This is a genomic window from Pseudomonas sp. SDO524_S393, from assembly GCF_054071875.1.
On sequence record NZ_JBSVVZ010000009.1, the window covers coordinates 93,304 to 107,531 of the forward strand.

Below are 14,228 nucleotides of genomic sequence, written 5' to 3' on the forward strand. Positions count from 1 at the left end.
CCAATCCTGCGCAAGGCCGGGAGACCAATCGGTCAATGATCGAAGTCCAGGCGTGTAGCCAGGCACTGGCGGGTCAGTTCGATAAAGCCTTGCAGCGCCGGCAGCTCAAAGTGCGCGCGCAGTTCTTCGGCGCTGGCCCAGCGCCCGTTGACGGACCACAGGTCGGGGTCCACCGGGCTGCGGTGCACGGCATAATCCAGGCAGCCCGGCGCGCTGCGCACCGCCAGGGCAATCTTTTGCAGATGCTCGCCGAGCTCGGACGAACGCCCGGCGGCGGCACGAACGTGAACGGTGTTGAAGGCACTGGCAGGCATGGCGATGGTCTCCGGGGCGGGGTCAGTGCACAGGCTAGGGGCTGATCGCGCCGGGACCAATGACCAATTCGCCGGAAAGTCCGTCAGCCAATTTGCTGGAGGATGTCGCGCACCTTGTCCAGGGCCGGGTCGATGTCGAGGGTTTCGATGGCGCCAAAGCCGATGATCAGCCCCGGGCGAACCGGTGTCTCGTGGAAGAACACGTCCAGCGGGTACAGCCCCACCTCCACCTGGCGCGCCAGCCCGATCAGCAGGGGAATGTTCACCGCCACCTTGCACAGCGCCGCCATATGGAACCCGGCCACGGTCGGCACCGCTTCGAACCACGGTGACAGGTCGCCCGCCAGGCGCTGCAGAATGCGCTCGCGGCGCCCTGCGTACACGTTGTGGCAGCGGCGGATGTGCTTGAGCAGGTAACCCTCGCTGATGAACTTGGCCAGCGCCCATTGCGGCAGGGTGGAGCTGTGCTGGTCGGTCAATTGCTTGGCCTTGACGACCGCACCAAGCAGCACCGGTGGCAGCACCAGATAGCCCAGGCGCAATTCGGGCAGCAGGGTCTTCGAGAAAGTGCCGACATAGGTCACCACGCCCCGGGTATCCATGCTTTGCAGCGAGTCGGTGGGGCGACCTTCGTAGCGGAATTCGCTGTCGTAGTCGTCTTCGATCACGATAGCGCCCAGCTCGAACGCACGTGCCAGCAGCGCTTCACGGCGTGGCAGGCTCATGGGCATGCCGAGGGGGAACTGGTGTGAAGGCGTGACGTAGATCAGGCGTGTGCCGTCGGGAATCAGTTCGACTCGGATACCTTCTGCGTCCACCGGCACGCCCTGCACATGGGCGCCCATCGCCGTGAACAGCTGGCGCGCGGGGCTGTAGCCGGGGTCTTCCATGGCGACGGTGCAGCCCGGTTCCAGCACCACGCGTGCGAGCAGGTCCAGGGCCTGCTGCGCGCCATTGGTGACCACGATGTCGCTGTCGCGGCATTTGACCCCGCGCGAAAACGCGATGTGCCCGGCGATGGCATCGCGCAGCACCGGCAGCCCCTCGGGCTGGCTGTAGAAACCGCTGTTCTGGGCGATCCGGCGCAAGGCGTCCTGGGTGCAGCGCCGCCATTCATCCTGGGGGAACTGGGTGCGCGTGGTGGCACCACCGATGAATTCGTAGCGCAGGGTGCTGTCGCGGGTGGGGTGGCGCATGGGCGAGGGCAGCGATGCCCATCTGGCCAGGCTGGTGGCGCAGGCCAGTTCGGTGGCAATCGGCAGGTGGTTGCTCTGGGGCGTGCGGGCGCTGACGAAGGTGCCGCGGCCCGTCTGGCCTACCAGCAAACCCTCGTAGGTCAGGGTCGCGTAGGTGTCGGAGACGGTCTTGCGGGACACGCCCAATTGTTCCGCCAGCAAGCGGCTCGGCGGCAGTTGCGCGCCGGCGGCCAGGCGCCCGGAACTGATCGCTTCGCGCAGTTGCCGGTAAAGCTGATCGGCCAAATCCTTTCGCCCGTTGATCACGACGTGCAGTTCCATGTTTCACCCTGTGGCATTCAAACTGCGACCAGATTACTCGTAATAACCCAGTCAGGAAAACGCCCAAAACGGCCTCCTCAAAAACCGCCGGATTGGCTATAGGGCTTATTCCACGTGGGCTTTAGGCTGGCCTGTCATCGAGCCGATATCAGAGACCACTCCCATGGAACCGCGCCTGGATTACTACGCCGCCTCACCGCAAGCGCTCAAGGGCATGCTGATGCTGGAAGCGAACACCTTTGGCCTGTCGATCGAAAAGCCGTTGCTGGAATTGATCAAGATCCGCGTCTCGCAGCTCAACCACTGCGGGTTCTGCACCGACATGCATTCGATGGCAGCGCGTCAACGGGGCGAAAGCGAGCGCCGCCTGTTTGCCTTGTGCGTCTGGCGCGATTCGCCGTTTTTCTCGGCGCGGGAGAAGGCCGCGTTGGCCTGGAGCGAGTCGGTAGCATCGCTGCCGACCTCGGGGGTGCCGGATGAACTGTTTGCGGCGGTGCGCCTGGAGTTCAGCGAGCAGGAACTGGTGGACCTGACCATGGCGGTGTCCAGCATCAGTGGCTGGAACCGCCTGGCGGTGAGTTTTCGGCAGCAGCCGCCGAACGCCTGATCAGGACAGGAAACCGCCGTCCACGTTCAGCGACACGCCGGTGGTGTAGCTGGACGCATCGCTGGCCAGAAACAGCACCGCACCGGCCATCTCGCTCGGCTCGGCCACGCGCTTGAGCGGGATCTGTGCCAGGGCCATTTTCAGGATCGAATCGTTCTTCACCAGGGCCGAAGCGAACTTGGTGTCGGTAAGGCCCGGCAGCAGGGCGTTGCAACGAATGCCGAAGGCCGCGCACTCCTTGGCGAACACCTTGGTCATGTTGATCACGGCGGCCTTGGTCACCGAATAGATGCCCTGGAACACGCCCGGGGAAATCCCGTTGATCGACGCAACGTTGATGATGCTGCCGCCGCCGTTCTCGCGCATCAGCTTGCCGGCTTCCACCGACATGAAGAAGTAACCGCGGATATTCACGTCCACGGTTTTCTGGAAGGCGCCGAGGTCGGTGTCCAGCACGTTGCAGAACTGCGGGTTGGTGGCGGCGTTGTTGACCAGGATGTCCAGGCGGCCGAACTGCTCGCGAATCCCGGCGAACACCTGGGTGATCTGCTCCATCTCACCAATATGACAAGCCACGGCCGTGGCCTTGCCGCCGTCGGCGATAATCGCATCGGCCACGTGCTGGCAGCCTTCCAGCTTGCGGCTGGAGACGATCACATGGGCGCCTTGCTGGGCGAGCAGTTTGGCGATGGCCTCGCCGATACCCCGGCTGGCGCCGGACACAAACGCGATCTTGCCGTCGAGGTCGAACAGGTGGGTCTTGGACATGGAGGGTTCCTTGTTCTTGTAGTCAGAGGGCTGATTTACCGATGACGGCCAGGCTCATCTGCTCCAGCAGCTTGTTCATGTGGATGAACTGCGCAAAGCGTTTGTCCTGGGTCTGGCCGTGGAAGAAGCGGTAGTAGATCTGTTGCACGATGCCGGCCAGGCGGAACAGGCCGTAGGTGTAGTAGAAGTCGAAGTTATCGATGCGAATACCCGCGCGTTCGGCGTAATAGTCCACGAACTGGCGACGGGTGAGCATGCCGGGGGCATTGCTCGGTTGGCGGCGCATCAATTGGACGGGCGCCGGGTCGGCCGCTTCTATCCAGTAGGCGAGGGTGTTGCCCAAGTCCATCAGCGGGTCGCCCAGGGTGGTCAGCTCCCAGTCCAGCACGCCGATGATCTGCATCGGGTTGTGTGGATCGAGGATCACGTTGTCGAAGCGGTAGTCGTTGTGCACGATGCTCGACGTGGGATGGTCGGCGGGCATCTTGTCATTGAGCCAGGCACGCACGGCTTCCCAGCGTGGGGCGTCGGGAGTCAGGGCTTTCTCGTAGCGGTCGCTCCAGCCACGGATCTGACGTTCCACATAGCCTTCTGGCTTGCCCAGGTCGGCCAGGCCGCAGGCGCTGTAGTCCATCTGGTGCAATTCGACGAATTTGTCGATGAAGCTTTTGCACAGCGCCTCGGTTCGAGTGGCGTCCAGGCCCAGTTCGGCGGGCAAGTCGGAGCGCAGGATAATGCCGTTGACCCGCTCCATCACATAGAACTCGGCGCCGATCACCGAATCATCGGTGCAATGCACGTAGGCCTTGGGGCAGTACGGGAAGCCATCTTTCAGTTGGTTGAGAATGCGGTATTCGCGGCCCATGTCGTGGGCAGACTTGGCCTTGTGGCCAAAGGGCGGGCGACGCAGGACGAATTCCTGGCCGGGGTATTCCAGCAGGTAGGTCAGGTTCGACGCGCCGCCGGGGAACTGGCTGATGGTCGGTGTGCCATGCAGGCCCGGAATATGCGCCTTGAGGTAGGGATCGATCAGGCTGGCATCAAGTTCTTCGCCTGGGCGAATCTGGGTCGATTGGTCGTTAAGCGCCATGCTTATCCCTTCTGCTTATTCTAAAGGCCTCGGACTATTTCCTAATCTAATGCGCGCAGCCGCCCAGCGACAAGGTCGGGGCGGCTTAATAGGTTAGCGTGTTGGATGATAATCAGCGTGCCTGATCGGTCATTTTTCGGGTGGGGGCAGGGCGACCGGCGTGAGTACGGGGCGGCCGGCAAAGTACTCCACCAGGTTGTCGGCCACCCGTTGCACGGTATCGTGAGCGGCTTCCGGCGACAGACCGGCCACATGGGAAGTGAGCACGGTATTGCTCAGGCGCTTGAGCGCATCGGGCACCTTGGGTTCGTCGTCGAACACGTCCAGCGCCGCGCCGCCGATACGCCGCTGTTCAAGGGCTGCCACCAGGTCGTCGGTGACCACCACGCTGCCACGGCCGATATTCACCAGGTAGCCATTCGGCCCCAGCGCGTCCAGCGCGTGGCGGTCGATCAGGTGCCGAGTGCTGGGGCCGCCAGGGGTGGCCAGGATCAGGAAGTCCGAATTGCGTGCCAGCTCCACGGCGGTGGCGCAGTAGGTGTAGTCCACGTCATCACGGGGTTGGCGATTGTGATAGCTCACTTCCATGCCGAAGCCCAGGGACGCGCGCCTGGCGATCTCCAGGCCCACGGCCCCCAGCCCGAGGATGCCTAGCTGCTTGCCGCCCAGGGACGGGCGCATCACCTTGGGCCACTCGCTGCGGCGTACCGCTGCGTCCGTCTGGGGAATGCCGCGTACCAGTGACAGCAGCAAGGCCATGGCGTGGTCGGCCACCGAAGGGGCATTGACCCCGGCACCGTTGGTAACCACGATCCCGCGATTGCTGGCGGCTTGCAGGTCCACATGCTCATAGCCGGCGCCGATCACGCAGATGATCTCCAGCAGCGGCAGGGCGGCGATTTCCTCGGCATACAGGCCCAGCGGACCCCGGGTCAGCACAGCATTGATCTGCCCGCCGTGGGCCTTGATCGCCTGGGCGCGCTCCGCTGGCGTCGGCGCCAGAATCACATGAAAGTCGTTGCTCTCGATGATTTGCAGGTATTCGTTGATGGTTTCGACCAGAACCAGAACAGTGGTGGACATCGGAACGCTCTTCCTGAGGGGTTTGAGGGGCACAGGGGGATCAAGCGGGTTCGCTGGCTTTGCTGTCAAGGGTGTTGTCCGATTTCTTATCTGGCAGCAGGGTATTTCTCACTGCCTCCAGAAACTCGTCCGACAGATCATGGCCGCGAGTTGCACGCGCCAGGGTCAACGCGCCCACGATCATCGAGTAGTGGGCCAGCGCGGCCTGACGGTCTTCGCCTTCCAATTGCATGAATATCCCCACCGATTGCTCCACCCCGTGCAGGAAAGCGTGGTGCAGGGCGGTGTCCGCCGACTCATGACACATGTCCGGGGTAAACGCGGAGATCGGGCAACCGTCGCCCGGGTTGTCGCGGTGCGAGGCCGACAAGTACGGGCGCAGGATGGCCTCCCGAGCGGCCTGCGGGTCGTCACTGCGCTCGATTTTTTCCTGCCAGATCAGGTTCGATTGTTTGAAGGCCAGTTCGCAGGCTTCAGTGGCCAGGGCTTCCTTGGAGGCGAAGTGCCCGTAGAAGCCTCCATGGGTCAGGCCGGCGGCGGCCATCACGTCCGACAGGCTGATGCCATGCAGCCCGCGCTCACGGAACAGATGCGTGGCGGACTCGACGATGATTTCGCGGTTGAGTTCGGCTTGTTTGCGGGAGACGCGAGGCATGGGCGGGCTCTCAGAATAAAGGGCGGATACCGCCTGGAAGCTACAGGAATGCGGGCAATTCTAAAATAGATTTGTACGGGAATTTATAACGCCTGCCCCCGAAAAATGCCTGCTCCGTACAACCGTTCCTCAGCTAAGTCTTTGCTTATTCAGGAGAATCCCGGACAATCGCGCCCCTTCTATGGTCGGGGCGCTGCCTGTCAGGTTTTTCTGACTCGTCCCGGCCGTGTAAATGCGGAGATCCGACCGGATGAATGATCAGGCCAATAGCGTCGACGAACGCTATGCAACGACACCTGCAACCCTCGCAAGCTGGAGCCGCCAGGACACTACCTGGATGCTCGGGCTGTTCGGTACGGCGATTGGCGCCGGTACTTTGTTTTTGCCCATCAATGCCGGCCTGGGTGGCTTCTGGCCGCTGCTGATCCTGGCGGTGCTGGCGTTCCCGATGACGTTCTTTGCCCACCGTGGCCTGACCCGGTTCGTCCTGTCCGGGCGTGAAGGTTCCGACATCACCGACGTGGTTGAAGAACACTTCGGCCTCAAGGCCGGTGCGGTGATCACCCTGCTGTACTTCTTTGCGATCTTTCCGATCCTGCTGATCTACAGCGTGGCGTTGACCAACACCGTCAGCAGCTTCATGGAACACCAGTTGCACATCCTGCCGCCGCCCCGGGCGATCCTGTCGTTCGTGCTGATCCTCGGCCTGTTGGCGGTGGTGCGCTGCGGTGAGCAAGTGATCGTCAAGGCCATGAGCCTGATGGTGTATCCATTCATCGTCGCGCTGCTGTTCCTCGCGGTGTACCTCATCCCGCACTGGAATGGCGGCATTCTCAGCACCGCCAGCGAGGTGCCGGCACCGTCGGCCTTGCTCAGCACCCTGTGGCTGGCGATTCCGGTGATGGTGTTCTCGTTCAACCATTCGCCGATCATTTCGGCTTTTGCGGTGGACCAGAAGCGTCAGTACGGCGCGCACGCCGACGAGCGCAGCTCGCAGATCCTGTCCCGCGCGCACGTGCTGATGGTGGTGATGGTGCTGTTCTTCGTGTTCAGCTGCGTGCTGACCCTGTCTCCGGCGCAACTGGCCGAAGCCAAGGCGCAGAACCTGTCGATCCTGTCGTACCTGGCCAACCACTTCAATAACCCGACCATCGCCTTTGCCGCGCCGTTGATTGCGTTCGTGGCGATTGCCAAGTCGTTCCTGGGTCACTACATCGGTGCCAGCGAAGGCCTCAAGGGCCTGGTGCTCAAAACCGGTCGCCGCCCGGCCGCCAAGACCCTGGATCGCTTGACCGCCGCCTTTATGCTGGTGGTGTGCTGGATTGTCGCCACGCTGAACCCGAGCATCCTCGGCATGATCGAGGCCCTGGGCGGTCCGATCATTGCGTCGATCCTGTTCCTGATGCCGATGTATGCGATCCGCAAGGTTCCGGCCATGGCCAAATACCGTGGGCAGGCGTCCAATGTGTTTGTCACGGCGGTTGGACTGGTGGCGATTAGTGCGGTGGTGTACTCGCTGATTGCCTGAGCCGTAGCACGGTCTTTCAGGCACGGCAGATCTAAAAATGTGGGAGCGGGCTTGCCCGCGAATGCGGTCTATCAGTCACATTGCCAGTGACTGACCTACCGCACTCGCGAGCAAGCCCGCTCCCACTTTTGTTTTGTGGTGTTATCAAGTCAGTATGTCAGCAAAAAAAACGCCGCGTATCTTTCGATACGCGGCGTTTTCATTGCATCAACACCTTAGGCTTGAATCACCGGGATGTTGGCGCTTGCAGCGATTTTGCGGAACTCGGCGATCTGGTCGAAGTTCAGGTAGCGGTAGACGTCACTGGCCATGGTGTCCAGTTTGGCCGCGTAGCCCATGTACTCTTCGACAGTCGGCAGGCGACCCAGGGTGGATGCCACTGCCGCCAGCTCGGCCGATGCCAGGTAGACGTTTGCACCATCACCCAGGCGGTTCGGGAAGTTACGGGTCGACGTCGATACAACGGTCGAGTTCGGCTCTACACGTGCCTGGTTACCCATGCACAGCGAGCAGCCCGGCATTTCCATGCGCGCGCCGGCCTTGCCGTAGATGCCGTAGTAGCCTTCCTCGGTCAGTTGGTGAGCGTCCATCTTGGTCGGCGGCGACAGCCACAGACGGGTTGGCAGCTGCCCCTTGACCTGATCCAGCAGTTTACCGGCAGCACGGAAGTGACCGATGTTGGTCATGCACGAACCGATGAACACTTCGTCGATCTTCTCGCCAGCAACGCTGGACAGCAGACGGGCGTCGTCCGGATCGTTCGGTGCGCAGAGCACAGGCTCGTTGATGTCGGCCAGGTCGATCTCGATGATTTCGGCGTATTCGGCGTCGGCATCGGCTTCCATCAGCTCAGGGTTCTTGACCCAGGCTTCCATCGCTTGGGCGCGACGTTCCAGTGTACGTGCATCGCCGTAGCCTTCACCGATCATCCAGCGCAGCAGGGTGATGTTGGAGTTCAGGTACTCGGTGATGGACTCTTTGGACAGCTTGATGGTGCAACCGGCAGCGGAGCGTTCAGCCGACGCGTCGGACAGCTCGAAAGCCTGTTCCAGCGTCAGGCCTTCCAGGCCTTCGATTTCCAGGATGCGGCCGGAGAAGGCGTTTTTCTTGCCTTTCTTCTCGACGGTCAACAGACCTTTCTGGATGGCGTAGTAAGGAATCGCATGAACCAGGTCACGCAGGGTGATGCCAGGTTTCATCTTGCCTTTGAAACGCACCAGGATCGATTCCGGCATGTCCAGTGGCATCACGCCAGTGGCTGCGGCGAACGCGACCAGGCCCGAACCGGCCGGGAACGAAATGCCCATCGGGAAACGGGTGTGGGAGTCACCACCGGTACCGACGGTATCCGGCAGCAGCATGCGGTTCAGCCAGCTGTGGATGATGCCGTCGCCTGGACGCAGCGAAACACCGCCACGGGTCATGATGAAGTCAGGCAGGGTGTGGTGGGTGGTCACGTCGATCGGCTTTGGATAGGCCGCGGTGTGGCAGAACGACTGCATCACCAGATCGGTCGAGAAGCCCAGGCACGCCAGGTCTTTCAGTTCGTCACGGGTCATCGGACCGGTGGTGTCCTGAGAGCCGACGGTGGTCATCTTCGGTTCGCAGTAGGTGCCAGGACGAACGCCTTTGCCTACCGGCAGACCGCATGCCTTGCCGACCATTTTCTGTGCCAGGGTGAAGCCCTTGCCGGTGTCGACAGGCGCTTCAGGCAGCTTGAACAGGTCGGTTGGGCCCAGGCCCAGTTCGGCGCGCGCCTTGTCGGTCAGGCCGCGACCGATGATCAGCGGGATACGGCCACCGGCGCGGACTTCGTCCAACAGCACCGGGGTCTTCATTTCGAAGGTGGTGATGACTTCGTCGGTGCCGTGTTTGCAGACTTTGCCAGCATGCGGGTACAGGTCGATCACGTCGCCCATGTTCATGTTGGACACGTCGAATTCGATCGGCAGTGCGCCGGCATCTTCCATGGTGTTGTAGAAGATAGGTGCGATCTTGCTGCCGAAGCAGAAGCCGCCGGCGCGCTTGTTCGGCACATAAGGGACGTCGTCGCCGAAGAACCACAGCACGGAGTTGGTCGCGGATTTACGCGAGGAACCGGTACCGACCACGTCACCGACGTAGGCGATCGGGAAGCCTTGGCCGCGCATCTCTTCGATCTGCTTCATCGGGCCGGTCTTGCCTTGCTCGTCCGGCACGATGCCTTCGCGAGCCATTTTCAGCATGGCCAGGGCGTGCAGCGGGATGTCAGGGCGGGACCAGGCATCCGGAGCAGGGGACAGGTCGTCGGTGTTGGTTTCGCCGGTGACCTTGAACACGCGCAGGCTGATCTTGTCGGCCAGGACAGGGCGGTTGCTGAACCATTCGCCGTCGGCCCAGGACTGGATCACGGCCTTGGCGTGGGCGTTGCCTTTCTTGGCTTTTTCAGCCACGTCGTGGAAGGCATCGAACATCAGCAGGGTGTGCTTGAGTTGCGCGGCGGCAACCGGAGCCAGTTCGGCGTCGTCGAGCAGGTCGACCAGGGTCACGATGTTGTAGCCACCCTGCATGGTGCCGAGCAGCTCAACGGCGCGCTTCTTGTCCAGCAGAGGGGAGGTGGCTTCACCCTTGGCCAGGGCGGCCAGGAAACCGGCCTTGACGTAGGCAGCTTCGTCAACGCCTGGCGGAATGCGGTTGGTGATCAGGTCAACGAGGAATTCTTCTTCGCCAGCCGGGGGATTCTTCAGCAGCTCGACCAGGCCTGCGGTTTGTTCGGCGTTAAGCGGCTGGGGAACGATACCCAGGGCGGCACGCTCTTCGATATGTTTGCGGTAGGCTTCAAGCACAGTTATTACCCTCATCAGTGGTCCCACGGGACGCTCATCCAGAAATGAACGGCACGCATGCGCTCGGGGGCTTTTTGGGCCGCAAAGCCAGCGCTGCCGGCATTCCTCACAGAAGCTGCTTTCAAAGTTTTACGCCTGCAGAACGGAGCTGATGAGGGTTGGCGAGGGCGTTGACCTACCGAGTCAAGACCATCGCCAACACCGTTCTGAAGGAACGACTGTGCTCGTGACGCTTTGAAAACAGCTTCCAGCGGATTATTGGCGCCTTACAAGGCCGGATGATTCTACGGCAAAAAATTTCTAAAGGTAAGTTGCCTCGCCAAGTTTGCTGGGTGATCAACCTTAGACAAAGGGCTAACATGACGCATTGTTTCGCTGATGTGCGTGTCGCTGCCCATGTCCAACTCAACCATCAAGACTCCCTGCGTCGGTCTGTGCTCCACGGTCTACGGCGATCTCGTGTGCCGTGGCTGCAAGCGCTTCCACCACGAAGTCGTGCAGTGGAACGGTTACAACGAAGAAGAAAAACGCGCCGTGTGGCTGCGCCTGGAGCAATTGCTGGTGCAGGTGATGGCCGGCAAGCTGGAGGTATTCGATCCCAAGGCCCTGCGCAGTCAGCTGGAGCAGCGCAAGATTCGCTTCGTGCCGCACCAGTCCGAATACTGCTGGGCCTACCAGTTGATCGCCCGTGGCGCCCGGGTGATCTCCAACCTGGAAGCCTATGGCATGGTGCTGTTGCCGGAGTTTCGGGAGTGGGCCCTGCCGGAATTGCGCGATGCCATTGACCGGGAGTTCTTCATCCTCTCTGAAGCGCATTACCAGCGCTATATCGCCCCTGGGTTTCTCAAGGATGTATTTTCCACCTGACACCCTACAAAGCATTTGTGGAGATTTTCATGGTTTGAAAGGGCAGTGTCAGGGCTTGGTGGCCATCTCTTCCAGATGGTCCATCAACTCCTGGGGCTTGAGCACCAGCACATCGCTTTCCACCTCATCGAGCACCACCTCCGCCGTATTGCCGATCAGCGCTCCGGAAATACCGGTACGTCCCACCGTGCCGATGATGGTCACGCTGGCGTGCCATTTAAGTGCTGCATGGGGAATCAGTACATCCGCCGGGCCTTCCACCACATGCAGGTGGGCGTCGTCCACGTCGAATTCGGCCTGGAAGGCCTTGCATTGCTCGCGGTAGCGCGTCTCGATGGTTTCCTTGAGCTGGAACGTCGGGTCCGCCGCCGACAGCATGGGCGATGGATGGGCGGTGATCACATGCAGTTGCGCCTTGGCCAGGCGGGCGATGTCGAAACCGTGGTCGATGATGGAGTTATGCAGCGATCGATGCTCGCTATCGGTATTGCCCACATCGATTGCCGCCAGGATCACGCCGCCCGCCCAGGGCGTTGCGGTCTTGACCAGCAGCACCGCCGTCGGGCAATAGCGCAGCAGTTTCCAGTCGGCCGGGGTCAGCAAAGCCTTTTTCAGCGGGCTGTCGGGGAAGTGCTGCTTGACCACCAGGCCACAACCCTCGGCCTGCTGCACGTCAATGATGGTTTCATGCAGGCTGTCATTCCAGGCCTGCTCGGTGGTGACGCTATAGCCGTCCTCTTGCAGCCCCGCCTTGAGCAGGCTCAACAGCGCCGAGTGTTCGTGCTTGCGGTCGCACACCAGCAAGTGCAGGTGCGCGCCGGTGACGCCGGCGATCAGTTTGGCGCGCTTGAGGGCCAGGCTTTCCGGATGTTCGGGCTCGATGACCACCAGGATGCTGCGAATGGCTTGCATGGACGGATCTCCGGGGCGAGAACGAAAGGGTCTGGCACAACTATAGTTGCTGCGCGCCAGACGTCATCTTGACGCGCATCAAGGCCGGTGGCTGGTGGTCTGCGGCGCGGTCGGTATAATCGGCGCCCTTTTGTGACCCTTTTTGCCCGTGAGCCTGATGAACCTGCCCGAAATCCACGAATTCCTCGGCTGCCGCACCCCCGATGCCTGGGTCCAGGCCGCGCTGGCCGACCAGGACACCTTGCTGATCGACCACAAGAATTGCGAATTCAAAGCCGCCAGCACCGCCCTGAGTCTGATCGCCAAGTACTACAGCCATGTTGACCTGATCAATATGATGTCGCGCCTGGCCCGTGAAGAGCTGGTGCACCACGAACAGGTCATGCGCCTGATGAAAAAGCGCAAAGTCGAGTTGCGTCAGTTGAATGCCGGTCGGTATGCCTCGGGTTTGCGCAAAGTGGTGCGCACCCATGAACCGGTCAAACTGGTGGACACCCTGGTGGTTGGCGCTTTTATCGAAGCCCGCAGTTGCGAGCGTTTCGAAGCGCTGGTGCCGCATTTGGACGAAGAACTCGGCAAGTTCTACTTCGGTCTGCTCAAAAGCGAGGCGCGGCACTTCCAGGGTTATCTGAAACTGGCCTACCAGTACGGTGACGCCAAGGACATCGCTCAGGTGATCGAGCGCGTGAGGGCGGCCGAGCAGGAACTGATCGAGTCACCCGACATCGAGTTCCGCTTTCACAGTGGCGTGCCAGCCTGAGGCCACGGCCACGCCGATCAGCGCGGTGATTGCCACCAGCAACAGGATCACCGTCTGCGTTCCCAGCGGCGCGGCCAGCAGCGCAATCAGCAGGCCGGCCAGCGGCTGGGCCAGGTTGTTGAGCAGGGTGATCACGCCCACGGTCTTGCCGAAGTCCTGCACCGGAATCACCCGTTGACGGGTGCTGCGCAGATAAACGTTGAACATTTTGTCGAAGCCGGTGACCAGCAGGAAGCCGACGGCGTACACCCAGACCCCCGGGCTCAACGCCATGATCAACGCGCCGACGCCAATCATCGAGTAGGACAGGCCGCCCAACACCTTCAGCGACAGTCCGGCGCGCGCCAGGTAAAACAGAATCCCGATGGTCACCAGCGCGCCCGCCGCTTGCAGCAGGGCGTAGGCGTCCTTGCCCGCCGAGAACTGGCCGGTGACCATCGCCGCCGATGTGGCCAGGGTCACGCCGATGATCAGGTTGACGCCCACTGCCAGGGTGATGATGCGCTTGAGCTCCGCCAGGCGGCGGATATGCCCGAAGGCAATCAGCACGGGGCGCAACCAGATGTCCCGGTGCTGCTCGAACACTTCCAGATGCACCTGGCTGCGGCGCTGCCACACGCGCATCGCCAGGTCCGCCAGCAGGAACAGGCCGGCCACCGTCAGCACCACCCAGGACCAGCTCCAGGCTTCGAGCATCAATGCCGCCAACAGCGGGCCCAGCACCAGCCCGGTCTGGTCGGCAATCTGCGAATAGGAAAGGGTCTTGGTGTAGCTATAGTGCTGGAAAATATGCGGCATCAGCACTTCACGGGCCATGATGCCCTGGGTGGTCAACACGCCGCACAGTGCCGAGAGCAGCACGATCCAGTGAATGCCGCCGAACGCGGCGTACAATGCGACCGCCAGTACGCAGGCCAGCGCCCGATAAATCTGGCTGATGTGCAGAATACGCACCGGGGAAAACCTGTCGCACAAGGCCCCGCACACGGGGAACGCCAGGTAGCGAGGCAATGACTCGACGAAAAATGCCAGCCCCGCCCAGGACACGCTGCCGGTGGTCTGAAATACGATCAGCGGGACGATGAACAACAGAATCTGGTCTGCCAGCCGCGAGAGAAACAGAGAAATAAAGAACGCCAGGTAGTCCTTGCGCATACCGCTCCTTGTGAATGGCGTTAAAGACTGCAGGCTTTTTGTAAAAAACTCTTAAAACCATGAAGCTTCGTCGGGCAATGCTGGCCAGCTGCTTTAGTTGCGCAGCTTGCCACCTATAATGCCCGCACTTCAATCCGTGTCGCACAT

At 61.6% G+C, this 14,228-nt stretch carries 13 protein-coding genes; 4 read left to right on the plus strand and 9 right to left on the minus strand.

Annotated elements, in window-relative coordinates; genetic code table 11:
* Positions 1-32: 32 nt before the first annotated feature.
* Together ACW9IB_RS06590 and pdxR are read right to left on the minus strand one after the other, a co-directional pair.
* Complete coding sequence (locus tag ACW9IB_RS06590; RefSeq protein ID WP_457412859.1) at positions 33-314, minus strand: putative quinol monooxygenase; 282 nt, start codon at positions 312-314, stop codon at positions 33-35.
* 83 nt (positions 315-397) lie between these two features.
* Complete coding sequence (gene pdxR, locus ACW9IB_RS06595) at positions 398-1,831, minus strand: MocR-like pyridoxine biosynthesis transcription factor PdxR (RefSeq protein WP_457412860.1); 1,434 nt, start codon at positions 1,829-1,831, stop codon at positions 398-400.
* A 163-nt stretch (positions 1,832-1,994) separates the two neighbouring features.
* On the opposite strand from pdxR, the gene ACW9IB_RS06600 reads away from it, so the two are divergent.
* Positions 1,995-2,438, plus strand: coding sequence for a carboxymuconolactone decarboxylase family protein (locus ACW9IB_RS06600; RefSeq protein WP_457368078.1), 444 nt, complete (start codon positions 1,995-1,997; stop codon positions 2,436-2,438).
* Here ACW9IB_RS06600 and ACW9IB_RS06605 read toward each other — a convergent pair whose 3' ends face one another.
* From ACW9IB_RS06605 to ACW9IB_RS06620, 4 genes are all read right to left on the minus strand, one after another.
* Positions 2,439-3,206 (minus strand): SDR family oxidoreductase, encoded by a 768-nt coding sequence (locus ACW9IB_RS06605; protein WP_071493152.1) that lies wholly within the window; start codon positions 3,204-3,206, stop codon positions 2,439-2,441.
* 22 nt (positions 3,207-3,228) lie between these two features.
* On the minus strand, positions 3,229-4,296 hold the full coding sequence (locus ACW9IB_RS06610) for a phosphotransferase family protein (protein ID WP_457412861.1): 1,068 nt from the start codon (positions 4,294-4,296) through the stop codon (positions 3,229-3,231).
* A 129-nt stretch (positions 4,297-4,425) separates the two neighbouring features.
* On the minus strand, positions 4,426-5,379 hold the full coding sequence (locus tag ACW9IB_RS06615; protein ID WP_457368076.1) for a 2-hydroxyacid dehydrogenase: 954 nt from the start codon (positions 5,377-5,379) through the stop codon (positions 4,426-4,428).
* A 40-nt stretch (positions 5,380-5,419) separates the two neighbouring features.
* Complete coding sequence (locus tag ACW9IB_RS06620; RefSeq protein ID WP_457368075.1) at positions 5,420-6,034, minus strand: TetR/AcrR family transcriptional regulator; 615 nt, start codon at positions 6,032-6,034, stop codon at positions 5,420-5,422.
* A gap of 250 nt (positions 6,035-6,284) precedes the next feature.
* Between ACW9IB_RS06620 and ACW9IB_RS06625 the strand changes: the two genes are divergently transcribed.
* Positions 6,285-7,562 (plus strand): serine/threonine transporter, encoded by a 1,278-nt coding sequence (locus tag ACW9IB_RS06625; RefSeq protein WP_457412862.1) that lies wholly within the window; start codon positions 6,285-6,287, stop codon positions 7,560-7,562.
* Positions 7,563-7,777: 215 nt separating this feature from the next.
* Here the strand turns inward: ACW9IB_RS06625 and acnB are convergent, their stop codons facing one another.
* Complete coding sequence (acnB, locus tag ACW9IB_RS06630) at positions 7,778-10,387, minus strand: bifunctional aconitate hydratase 2/2-methylisocitrate dehydratase (RefSeq protein WP_457368098.1); 2,610 nt, start codon at positions 10,385-10,387, stop codon at positions 7,778-7,780.
* A 396-nt stretch (positions 10,388-10,783) separates the two neighbouring features.
* Here acnB and ACW9IB_RS06635 point away from each other — a divergent pair, with 396 nt between their 5' ends.
* A complete protein-coding gene (locus ACW9IB_RS06635) occupies positions 10,784-11,254 on the plus strand; it encodes a DUF1289 domain-containing protein (protein WP_457368072.1) in 471 nt (156 codons plus the stop codon).
* Positions 11,255-11,302: 48 nt separating this feature from the next.
* Here the strand turns inward: ACW9IB_RS06635 and ACW9IB_RS06640 are convergent, their stop codons facing one another.
* Entirely contained in the window at positions 11,303-12,166 is an 864-nt protein-coding gene (locus ACW9IB_RS06640; protein WP_457368071.1) for a universal stress protein, read from the minus strand.
* A gap of 157 nt (positions 12,167-12,323) precedes the next feature.
* Between ACW9IB_RS06640 and miaE the strand changes: the two genes are divergently transcribed.
* Positions 12,324-12,926: a tRNA isopentenyl-2-thiomethyl-A-37 hydroxylase MiaE gene (miaE, locus tag ACW9IB_RS06645; RefSeq protein WP_457368070.1), complete on the plus strand. Its 603-nt coding sequence runs from the start codon at positions 12,324-12,326 to the stop codon at positions 12,924-12,926.
* On the opposite strand, the gene ACW9IB_RS06650 is transcribed toward miaE, so the two are convergent.
* The gene (locus ACW9IB_RS06650) at positions 12,882-14,081 is read right to left on the minus strand and encodes an MFS transporter (RefSeq protein WP_457412864.1); all 1,200 of its coding nucleotides are present in this window, start codon (positions 14,079-14,081) and stop codon (positions 12,882-12,884) included. The genes miaE and ACW9IB_RS06650 overlap by 45 nt on opposite strands.
* Positions 14,082-14,228: the final 147 nt, after the last annotated feature.

Coding starts and splice junctions, on each gene's coding strand:
- ACW9IB_RS06590 (WP_457412859.1), bottom strand. CDS start 314: ATGCCTGCCAGTGCCTTCAACACCGTTCACGTTCGTGCCGCCGCCGGG.
- pdxR (WP_457412860.1), bottom strand. CDS start 1,831: ATGGAACTGCACGTCGTGATCAACGGGCGAAAGGATTTGGCCGATCAG.
- ACW9IB_RS06600 (WP_457368078.1), top strand. CDS start 1,995: ATGGAACCGCGCCTGGATTACTACGCCGCCTCACCGCAAGCGCTCAAG.
- ACW9IB_RS06605 (WP_071493152.1), bottom strand. CDS start 3,206: ATGTCCAAGACCCACCTGTTCGACCTCGACGGCAAGATCGCGTTTGTG.
- ACW9IB_RS06610 (WP_457412861.1), bottom strand. CDS start 4,296: ATGGCGCTTAACGACCAATCGACCCAGATTCGCCCAGGCGAAGAACTT.
- ACW9IB_RS06615 (WP_457368076.1), bottom strand. CDS start 5,379: ATGTCCACCACTGTTCTGGTTCTGGTCGAAACCATCAACGAATACCTG.
- ACW9IB_RS06620 (WP_457368075.1), bottom strand. CDS start 6,034: ATGCCTCGCGTCTCCCGCAAACAAGCCGAACTCAACCGCGAAATCATC.
- ACW9IB_RS06625 (WP_457412862.1), top strand. CDS start 6,285: ATGAATGATCAGGCCAATAGCGTCGACGAACGCTATGCAACGACACCT.
- ACW9IB_RS06635 (WP_457368072.1), top strand. CDS start 10,784: ATGTCCAACTCAACCATCAAGACTCCCTGCGTCGGTCTGTGCTCCACG.
- ACW9IB_RS06640 (WP_457368071.1), bottom strand. CDS start 12,166: ATGCAAGCCATTCGCAGCATCCTGGTGGTCATCGAGCCCGAACATCCG.
- miaE (WP_457368070.1), top strand. CDS start 12,324: ATGAACCTGCCCGAAATCCACGAATTCCTCGGCTGCCGCACCCCCGAT.
- ACW9IB_RS06650 (WP_457412864.1), bottom strand. CDS start 14,081: ATGCGCAAGGACTACCTGGCGTTCTTTATTTCTCTGTTTCTCTCGCGG.